This window comes from Desulfobulbaceae bacterium, assembly GCA_015231515.1.
GTDB lineage: Bacteria > Desulfobacterota > Desulfobulbia > Desulfobulbales > VMSU01 > JADGBM01.
Window position 1 is genome coordinate 1 of the sequence record JADGBM010000110.1, and the last position, 9,833, is coordinate 9,833.

Annotated in this window: 8 protein-coding genes; 7 read left to right on the forward strand and 1 reads right to left on the reverse strand. The window is 45.5% G+C overall.

The features are described from left to right. The first annotated feature begins 22 nt into the window (after positions 1 to 22). The 4 genes from HQK80_13515 to HQK80_13530 all read left to right on the forward strand — a co-directional run bounded on the left by HQK80_13515 (position 23) and on the right by HQK80_13530 (position 5,259). Positions 23 to 1,255: a M23 family metallopeptidase gene (locus tag HQK80_13515; protein ID MBF0223220.1), complete on the forward strand. Its 1,233-nt coding sequence runs from the start codon at positions 23 to 25 to the stop codon at positions 1,253 to 1,255. Positions 1,256 to 1,461: 206 nt separating this feature from the next. Continuing rightward, positions 1,462 to 3,507, forward strand: coding sequence for a DNA mismatch repair endonuclease MutL (gene mutL, locus HQK80_13520; protein MBF0223221.1), 2,046 nt, complete (start codon positions 1,462 to 1,464; stop codon positions 3,505 to 3,507). Positions 3,508 to 3,648: 141 nt separating this feature from the next. Beyond that, entirely contained in the window at positions 3,649 to 4,542 is an 894-nt protein-coding gene (locus HQK80_13525) for a phosphoribosylaminoimidazolesuccinocarboxamide synthase (GenBank protein ID MBF0223222.1), read from the forward strand. Between the two features lie 15 nt (positions 4,543 to 4,557). Further along, on the forward strand, positions 4,558 to 5,259 hold the full coding sequence (locus tag HQK80_13530; GenBank protein ID MBF0223223.1) for a hypothetical protein: 702 nt from the start codon (positions 4,558 to 4,560) through the stop codon (positions 5,257 to 5,259). Between the two features lie 9 nt (positions 5,260 to 5,268). Here HQK80_13530 and HQK80_13535 read toward each other — a convergent pair whose 3' ends face one another. Then, positions 5,269 to 6,225, reverse strand: coding sequence for a DnaJ domain-containing protein (locus HQK80_13535; GenBank protein MBF0223224.1), 957 nt, complete (start codon positions 6,223 to 6,225; stop codon positions 5,269 to 5,271). A 255-nt stretch (positions 6,226 to 6,480) separates the two neighbouring features. Here HQK80_13535 and HQK80_13540 point away from each other — a divergent pair, with 255 nt between their 5' ends. The 3 genes from HQK80_13540 (at position 6,481) to HQK80_13550 (ending at position 9,466) form a co-directional block, all read left to right on the forward strand. Then, entirely contained in the window at positions 6,481 to 6,948 is a 468-nt protein-coding gene (locus tag HQK80_13540; GenBank protein MBF0223225.1) for a dihydrofolate reductase, read from the forward strand. A gap of 218 nt (positions 6,949 to 7,166) precedes the next feature. Then, a complete protein-coding gene (locus HQK80_13545; protein ID MBF0223226.1) occupies positions 7,167 to 7,376 on the forward strand; it encodes a dodecin domain-containing protein in 210 nt (69 codons plus the stop codon). A gap of 173 nt (positions 7,377 to 7,549) precedes the next feature. Next, positions 7,550 to 9,466 (forward strand): chemotaxis protein CheW, encoded by a 1,917-nt coding sequence (locus HQK80_13550; GenBank protein MBF0223227.1) that lies wholly within the window; start codon positions 7,550 to 7,552, stop codon positions 9,464 to 9,466. Positions 9,467 to 9,833 lie beyond the last annotated feature (367 nt).

A 9,833-nucleotide genomic window follows, 5' to 3' on the forward strand; every position in this document is an offset into this window, starting at 1 on the left:
GGAAAAACCGCATGTTACCATTTTGAACGATCTGTCGCTCATCGGACGTAACGGTGTCATTGAATTACAGATTGTCGATGATAAAAGTGGTGTTCAATCGTACTTGGTTGTTTTGCAGCAAGGCGATAAGAGACAGGAACTTGCAACAAAACGGTATGTGAAGCAGGGTTTTTTTTCCGGTGGCCCAAAAAAGATACTGGAAAGCATAGAGCTTGACGCCTTGAAGCTCGGCATGACTGACGGCCGGGCCGATCTGTTTGTTACCGTTCATGATTTTTCTTTTTGGAAATGGATGGCAGGCAACGAGACAGCTGTTTCCCATGCAATTGCCTTTGATGTAAAGCCTCCGCACATATCGTTGGTGGACTCGCCAAACTCCATTAAGCCCGGGAGTGCTGGCATCATCATTTATCGTGCCGATGAAGATATTTTTAATCACGGGGTAACGATCGACGATGATTTTCATCCGGGTTTTCCTGTGCCAGGCAGAAGCACAGGTACTTTTGGTGCAATGATTGGAGTTCAGTATGATGCTGAAACGATAGATAAATCAACTATAACTGGAGTTGATAAGGCCGGCAATCAAGGTTTGCTTGTCTTTGCCATGAAGGTGCGCAAGGTAAAGAAAGAGTCTGACACCATCACGGTTGGCGATAGCTTTCTCAATCAGAAGATACCTGAGTTTGCTCAGTATTACCCTGAAATGACTGGTGAGTTAGTTGATCAATATGTCTACGTCAACAACGAAATACGTAAAAAAAATGCCCAGCAAATCAAAGAGATTTGCAGTCACTCCAGTTCGGAACAATACTGGTCTGGAAAATTCGGGCGTATGCGCGGCAGTGCAAGACGTGCTGGTTTTGCTGAATACCGGTCATATTTTTATAATGGTACTAAAATTGACAGCCAGGTCCATCTCGGTGTTGATCTGGCCTCTGTTCGTATGGCAGATGTAGAGGCCGCCAACAGGGGTAAGGTTGTTTTTGCACAATATCTTGGTATTTACGGCAATATGGTTATTCTCGACCATGGTCTGGGGGTTTTTAGTTTATACTCACACATGAGTGAAATTAGTGTTACCGAAGGCGAGCTCCTCGAGCAAGGAGCAGTTATGGGTAAGACTGGAACCACCGGGATGGCTGGTGGCGATCATTTGCATTTTGCCATACTTGTTAATGGTGTATTTGTTACTCCTGTTGAGTGGTGGGATGAAGGCTGGGTTGATCTACACATCCAGCAATATCTGAAGGGCTGATGCAGTCGACAGCACTCTCAGAGCTTATTTGTCGGACCATAATCTTTTTCCCCTAACCCGTAAGTCTAAACCGTAACCCACTTAAGTGGAATTAAACATCAGCCTATTTAGGATAAGTCCCTTAACGGTAGAGGCAAGTTGTTTATTTCAAAGAATTTCTGGATTTCTTGCCACAAATAACACGAATATAATTCATAAGGGACTAAATGTCGCAGATCAAGATACTTCCCGAATTTCTTGCCAACCAGATTGCCGCAGGAGAAGTTGTTGAGCGCCCCGCTTCCGTTGTAAAAGAGCTTCTTGAAAATGCCCTTGATGCCGGCGCTACTTCAGTTGAGGTTGATGTCGATGGTGCCGGTACCCGCAGTATTCGAATTATTGATAATGGGATGGGTATGGACCAGGACGACATCCTCCTCTGTCTTGAGCGTCATGCCACAAGTAAATTGACCAGCGCCGAGCAGCTTTCCACCATAACGACCCTGGGGTTCAGGGGTGAGGCAATTCCAAGTATCGCCTCGGTTTCAAAAGTCACCATCACATCACGTCCGCCAGCATCTGCTCTCGGAACCAGCATTTATGTGCACTATGGCAGTATAAAAAAGGTTCATGATATGGGCAGTGCTTCTGGAACCATGATTGAAGTGCGGGATCTTTTTGGAAATGTTCCTGCCCGGCGCAAGTTTTTGAAAACAGCACAGACCGAGCTTTCCCATATAGATGAGGTCATACGTTCCTACTGTCTGGCTAACCCCGAGGTTGGCTTTTCCTATAGTGTTGCTGGTAAACGCATTTTCCATTTTTCAGACAATGCCGATTCCGCTAAAATACGCTTTCAAGCACTTGTTAGTGGTGAAATCGATTTAATTGAACTGAGCACACAAGCGCTTGATTCAGGTATAAAAATTACCGGTTTTCTTGTCCCCCCGGATCAGGCTTTCGGTAAGTTGTCAAAGTTGTGGGCTTTTGTGAATGGACGCTTCGTTAAAGATCGTCTGCTATCCCATGCTGTTGTTGAGGGGATGCAGGGTTTTTTGATGAAGGGACGGCGACCCGGCGGCTTGGTCTTTGTGGAAATTAATCCCGAGGATGTTGATGTGAATGTGCATCCAACCAAGCAGGAGGTCCGCTTCAGGAATACAGGACAGATTCACCGGGCAATTTCTTCTGCCGTTGCTGCCGGATTGAGAGCGTATCAGCAACAGCTGCGGGTGGATGTTTTTGGTACACCTGAAGGCAACGCTACCCCAGACAGAACCAGTTTACGTTGTTCAGCCACAAAAGAATCAATTGCAGCTCCTGCTGATACCCGCCCTGCGACTCTTTTGGTTGGCAACAATCTCCAACCTGAAATAATCAGCCCAAGGGCAATTTTTGAAAAACAGGATATCTCTCTCTGGGCTGGGAAGGATATTGGCACAATGCCTTATGAGAGATCTGTTTGCGCTGAACAACGTATCACTGCAACTCCCGGTGCTGGGCAGAACAGTTCGTGTGAAACGCCTCAGAAAAATCGCGAGGCCAAGATTAGAGTCGCGCCAACTGGAGATGGCACCGCCAGCAAAGAGCGGCAAGCCTGCTATGAATCAACGGCCAAACCAGTTGAAACGCTTTCTTCGCCCAAGAGTGAGCGGGGAGGCGCAACTGTCATCCCTGCCCACGCTAGTGAGGAATCCTACCCACCTATTCGGCCTATTGGTCAGCTTCGTAACGCCTATATTCTTTGTGAGGTAGAAGGTGGGCTGGTTGTGGTCGATCAGCACGCCGCCCAAGAGCGACTTATTTTTGAAGAGTTGAAGGTTCAATACGCCAGATCCGCAGTGCCGAGTCAGACCTTGATGTTCCCTGAAATGGTTGAGTTAAGCGCCTCGGAAATTATGGTTTTGGAGCAATTTGCTGAAGAGATTGCCCGCCTTGGGCTCGATGTTCAGGAGTTTGGAGGGGCGACCTATGTAGTTAATGCTGTGCCGGTCACATTAGCAAAAGCTTCAGGGGAAGAGGTGTTGCGAGAAATTATTGAGCGCTATCGTGACGATGCTGAACGACCGGCGGAGAGCAGGCTTGACGCAATTCTTTCAGGTATGGCGTGTAAGGCCTCCATAAAGGCTGGCCATAAACTTTTGCCTGAGGAGATTGAGAACCTGCTCGATCAGTTACAGCGGGCAGGTGTATTTTCACATTGCCCTCACGGTAGGCCTGTGGTCAAGAAGTTTACCGACAAAGAGGTCCAGAAATGGTTTTATCGTACCTGAAATCATCTATGCTGCCTAGCTCATGAGGTGCATCAGGAGGTTTTTTGTCAAGAAGAGGTAGTTTACTGTTGTCAGTTTACCTTGTTTCAAGGCATAATGTGTTGACCGTAAAAATTTAACCAATTCCATAAGAGGAGTGTTATGAGCCTGGAACCTGTTACTGAAACAAATTTCCCCGATTTAAAACTGATCCACCGTGGTAAGGTACGGGACTTATACGACCTTGGTGAGACATTGCTGATGGTCGCGACAGACCGCATCTCCGCCTTCGATGTCGTGATGGATGACCCGATACCCTCAAAGGGGGAAGTCTTAACAAGGGTTTCGCTCTTTTGGTTCGATTACCTTAAGGATATTGTTCCAAATCATCTGATTACTGCTGATGTTGATCAGTATCCTGCCGAGTGTTCTCCATACCGCGAGGAGTTACGGGGGCGAAGCATGGTGGTTAAAAAAGCCAAGCCTCTTCCTGTTGAGTGTATTGTGCGGGGTTATATCTCTGGTTCATTTTGGAAGGCGTATAAAAAAAATAATGTCGTCTGTGGGTTCAAATTACCGGAAGGGATGAAAGAGTCTGAGCAGTTCCCACAGGTTCTCTTTACGCCATCAACCAAGGCGGAGATGGGCCTGCACGATGAAAATATCTCCATTGAGCAGATGGAAAAGATTGTAGGGGTTGAAGAGACCAAGAAAATTGCCCAAATCAGTGTTGCCCTGTATCAGAAAGCCGCAGATTATGCGCGGCAAAATGGCATAATTATCGCGGATACAAAGTTTGAACTGGGCTGGTTTGATGGTGAATTAATTCTTATCGACGAAGTCCTTACCCCCGATTCGTCAAGGTTTTGGCCGGAAGATGAATATGAGACAGGCCGTGGCCAGGCAAGTTTTGATAAACAGTTCCTGCGCGACTATTTGTTGTCCTTGGACTGGGACAAAACGCCACCGGCACCAAAACTTCCTGCTCATATTGTTGAGAAAACAAGGCTGCGCTATATAGATGCTGTGAAAAAAATTACCAAAAAGGCACTTTAGGTCGGCGGATTGCGGTTGACAGGCTATGACAAAAATCAGTTAGTTCGGGGCCTTTTGTCTACCAAAAAGGCCCCGGTTTTTTTTGTCTCAATCCTGTTACTGGTTTTTTCTGGTTGTATCATAACTGACATTATTGGCCCCACAGATCTAAAGATATTTAAGTATCATGGAGAGAGAAACCTCGACTCTCTGCGTACCTATACTTCCCGCCTTTACGAAAAAAACCCATGTTATCAATATGATCCGGTCTGGCGCCAGAAGCGCCTTGCTCAGTTGTTTGGCGGGAGTGCAGTTCTCGACGAATTTGCTGGCAGAGACTCAGCTGCGGTGTTGGCCGAGGCCTTCTCTGAAACGCCGGGTGATCCAGACCGAGTCTACCTGCTGGCCCTGGGGCTGGTGAAAAGTATTCGGGAGGCCTACGGGCTTGATGACGATGGCTTCATGTTCTCAGGCTTGCAGATACCTTTAGAGCGGCTCAAGCGCCTTCATTTTAACTTGAGTCAGGTTAACTGGCGCATTAAAACCTATAAAGATACGAAAGGGGTGTTGTTGTTTAGAACTAATGAGGTAGGTGAGGATGGATATATCAATATGGGCTATGAAGTCTTGATGACCGAAATTCTGACTCGAATCGAAGATGATATTTATTTGAGGGGCGGGTTGCCCCATAAATACATGTTCAGCATGTCCTCTTTATTTGTGTCGTTGCTCCTGTGAAATTGTTTGTTACAGGCCTTCCTCTTTTAGTTGTTTAATGAGCTTTTTTTGCTGGGCAGAGATTTTCGGGGGAACTTTCACGAGAATTTTTACCATGATGTCACCTCGAGGGCCAAGGGGGCCGGATGGCAGTCCGTGACCAGTTAGGCGGAGTTTTGATTGTGGTTGAACTCCAGCCGGAATTTTCACCTTAAGCTGCTTGCCCTCTAGTGTTGGAACCTCTATTACGTCTCCAAGAACCGCAGAACTGAAAGAGATTTGCTCTTCAACGATCAGATTGCTGCCATCTCGCTTGTAACGTGGGTCGTCTTGAACAGTGATGAGCAGATAGAGATCACCAGAGGGTCCGCCATTTGGTGAGGGCGCCCCTTTGCCGGAAATTCGCAGCTTTTTGCCGGACTCAATGCCGGCTGGCACTTTTACTGAAACTTTATCGGCTGCTGGACCTCTGCCAAGGGCAATGGTTTTTTCCGTGCCATTAAGAACCTCTTCTAGGCTGATTGTCAGCTGCATTGTGTGGTCAGCACCCTTTGTCGGTTGGTAACTCTGCTGGCCCCCACAGCCACGGGACTGCTGGAATGGATTGCCGCCCCCCATATGCTGAGCTTGGCTAAACATACTTTCAAAGGGGTTGCCACCCGCGCGACCACCGGCCTGTTGCGAGAAGCCGCCGCCAAAATTGACACCAAACTCGCGTAAAATCGAACCAATATCACTTCCTCTGAAGATATCTTCTTGTGAGTATCTCTGTTGGAATCTATCTGAACCGAAGGTATCGTATTGCTTTTTTTTCTCCGGATCAGAAAGAACCGCGTAGGCTTCGTTGGCCTCTTTGAACTTTTCTTCGGCCTTTTTGTCGTCCTTGTTGCGGTCTGGATGGTATTTTAGGGCGAGCTTCCGATACGCTTTTTTAATGTCATTACTTGAGGAAGATTTATCAACGCCAAGAATTTTGTAGTAGTCCATTGCGAAAGTTTTCTATGTAAAGGTGATATCTGTATTGATGAGAGTGAAACCGTGTCGCTATTATCGTTTCACTGGTTGGTCATATACTGTTATGATATGATTTGGCTACTATATGTATGGCGGTCAGCTTTGGCAAGAGTTTGTACTGTAAGATTTGATTAATTTTTCCTTGCTACACTTCAGTTTTAACTGATCGTACTGTCAGCGTTTAAAAGCCTGTTCTTCAGGTGAGGTCACTAACCGTAGAGCGTACCTATGGAACTAACAATAATTGTTGCAATGTCAATGAATCGGGTTATTGGCCGTGGGGCGGCTATTCCCTGGCATATCCCCGGAGAGCAGTTGCAGTTTAAGAAGGTTACCATGGGCCATGCTCTTATAATGGGACGGAAAACCTTTGAGTCAATTGGCCGTCCGCTTCCTGGTAGAAGAAATATTGTTGTATCTCGAAACAAAAAATACAGGGCCGATGGCTGTGATGTTGTTTCGAGTCTGAATGAAGCGATCAATCTGTGTGCAAAAAACGACAAGGTTTTCGTGATCGGCGGCGCACAGATTTTTGAGCAGGCGATCTCGTATGTCCAGACTATTATCTTGACAACGGTACTACGTGAGGTTGAAGGAGATATCTATTTCCCTGCATTTGAAGGATTTTTAAAGATTTCTGAAGAAAAGATAGCTGGACCCGATCCTTATATCGTCGAGAAATATGTTCGGCAATGACCTGACTGTACGTTTTTTGCCAAGTGAGTAAGGTTTTTTCGGGAAAGAATGGATTGCGCTTGATGCCGTATTGGGTTTTTAGTACCTTAGGTATTATTTTGAGGGCTGCGCGTATCTCGTATTTTTAATCATAACGTTGCGTTAATTGTCTCTGTTCTACATCGATTTATTTGATTGAGCGGGCCAGGGATTGTTCAGCTAAAATAAAGGAGTAGACAATGTCAAACAGTGCTTATCAGATTATTGAGTTTGTTGGAACAAGTAAAGATTCATGGGAAGATGCCGCTAAAAATGCTATTGCGGCAGCGCGAAATAAATACAGTGATTTACGGGTCGCCACAGTAAAAGAACTGGATATGACCATTGAAGGTGAAATGGTTTCTACCTTTCGGGCTAAGCTGAATATCTCCTTTAAATGCCATCGCTGAAACAGGATTTGTCTTCTGCCCGTCATGTTTGTTTAAAAAAAAATACACATTGGCTGCTAAATACAAATCTTTGCTTCACTTACAATTTTAAAATTGATACAATTTTACCATTAATGAAGGTCTAATTGTTGATGTCGAAAATCTCGTAATTTCCCAAAGGAGAGTTTAGCGTGATGAGCATTCCCGAAGATATTAAAATACTATTGGTGGAAGATGCCGTAACCATGAGGAAAATTGAGGTGAAGACCTTAAAATCCTTGGGGTTTGAAAATGTCATAGAGGCGGCTGACGGGAAGATAGCCACCCAAATTCTTCAGGAGCAAGGTGATGTCGGCCTTGTTATCAGTGACTGGAATATGCCCAATATGGGCGGTTATGAGTTGCTGGTATGGATGAGAGAGAATGAGGCTTTCAAACAGATTCCCTTTCTGATGGCAACTGGTCAGTCGGATAGGAGCCAGGCTCAAAGGGCGCAAAATGCAGGCTCAAACGGACTGATTGCTAAGCCATTCAGTCCAGCTGAACTTAAAGAGAAAATGGACGCCGCTTTTGGCGTTGGGCAAGACTTATCTGGAAGTGGGGTCGAGTCCGGTCCGCAGATTGGTCTGTCTGGCAAGGTTAAACTGCGGCTGGCCCATATTCAGATTACAGATCATCTGATTTTAGGTGTTTTAAAAAAATGGATTGAAACTGGAGAGGTTGTTCCTGAGTATTTTGAGCTTGAGACAAAATGCTTAGCTGGTTGGAATCCCGTTCAGGAGTTCTTGGAGGTCGGTAAGGTTGACGGTGCTCTGATTCTGGCGCCGATCGCCATGGATTTGTTCAACTACGGGGCTCCAATTAAACTTGTTTTATTTGCGCATCGCAGTGGTAGTATTATGGTGCGAAGCCAGTCTGGGGAGTTCTCTGAGCCATATCAGAATTTTTTCAGAAAACGCTCTTTTTTAATACCCCACAAGATGTCCGTTCATCATATGTTGACTCATATGTTTTTTAAAGGGATCGGCTTGAAGGCAGATATGGAAAAAGGTGACGACGTTGATGTTAACCTGGAGATTGTTGCGCCGATAAATATGCCCGTTTTTCTGAAGGAAAATACTGAGGCTTGCGGATTTCTGGTAGCAGAGCCTATTGGGACAAAGTCAATTGCGGCAGGGATTGCCAGCCAGCAGTTTCTGTCAAATGAACTATGGGAGAATCATCCCTGCTGTGTGGTTACCTTGCGCGATGATTTTACAGAAAACCATCCTGAAGCCGTTCATGAGCTGACCCGGCTTCTGGTGAGAGCAGGTAAATTTGTTGAAAGCAGGCCAGATGCTGCAGCTGAGATTGCGGTAGGTTTTCTTGACCCGGATGGCAAACTAGGCCTTAAAGTGCCGGTATTGAAGAATGTGTTGAAGGATCCTCAGGGGATTAAAACAGGTGATTTGTATCCGTCGAAAGATGATTTGGCGAAGATGCAGCGCTACATGTCTGAAACAATGAAAGTCGGCGCCATGGTCGACCTTGATCGCTTTGTGGATACTCAATATGCAGACGAAGCCTGTGAGGGAATGGCTCGAGTTACCACCTCTTTTCTCAATAGCAACTCGATTATAAGCCAGTTATTGGTTCCTAATTCCGCTGGAAGGGCAAGTGATAAGGCCATGTTGGCGAGAGAAGGGCGCTATCTGACATTCATCCTGAACCGCCAGGAGTTTGGAGTTAATATTCTGAAAATTAAAGAGATTATTAAGATGATGGAGTTTGTCAAAGTTCATCAGGCTCCGCCCTATGCAAAAGGGGTTATTAATCTCAGAGGTAAAGTTATTCCAATTATTGATCTACGTTCAAAGCTTGGCATGGAGGAAATTGCCTATACCGACCGAAGTTGTATTGTCATTGTTGAAACGGATATCTATTCTGATTCCAAGCAGATAGGTGTTGTTGTTGACTCGGTTTCAGAGGTGACCTCTTTTAGAGCTGAAGAGATAGAGGAACCTCCTGCACTTGGGGCAGGCATCAATACCAGCTATATTCTCGGAATGGCGAAAACCGCTGGCGGGAATAAGGTTAAAATTTTATTAGATATTGATCAGGCGCTCCATTGAAGTAGTTCGTTTCTGAGACGATGTGCAAGGGGAAATAGAAGGCGATCTTCTGTTTCCCCTTTTTTCGTGATGCTCTGAGTTGTTCTGAAATTCCAGTCTGCGTTGAATCTTCTCTTTTTAGTTTTCAATCCCCTTTTTTTCTCTCTTTTTTCTTCGCTTTGAAAAGTATCCCACTTCGAATTTGTTTTTCGTGCATAAAAAAACAGAAATAAAACAGTCGTCGGCATACCACCTGTGGTGCTGGTTTGTTTTTTGCTAGCACATTATGTGGCGCATTTTCTATTTATTCCTTTATTATCAGATAGTTATTGGTGGCGAGGTTGTGCGGCAAAAACTTTTTTTCTTCTTGACAGTTTGTCGGAGAATT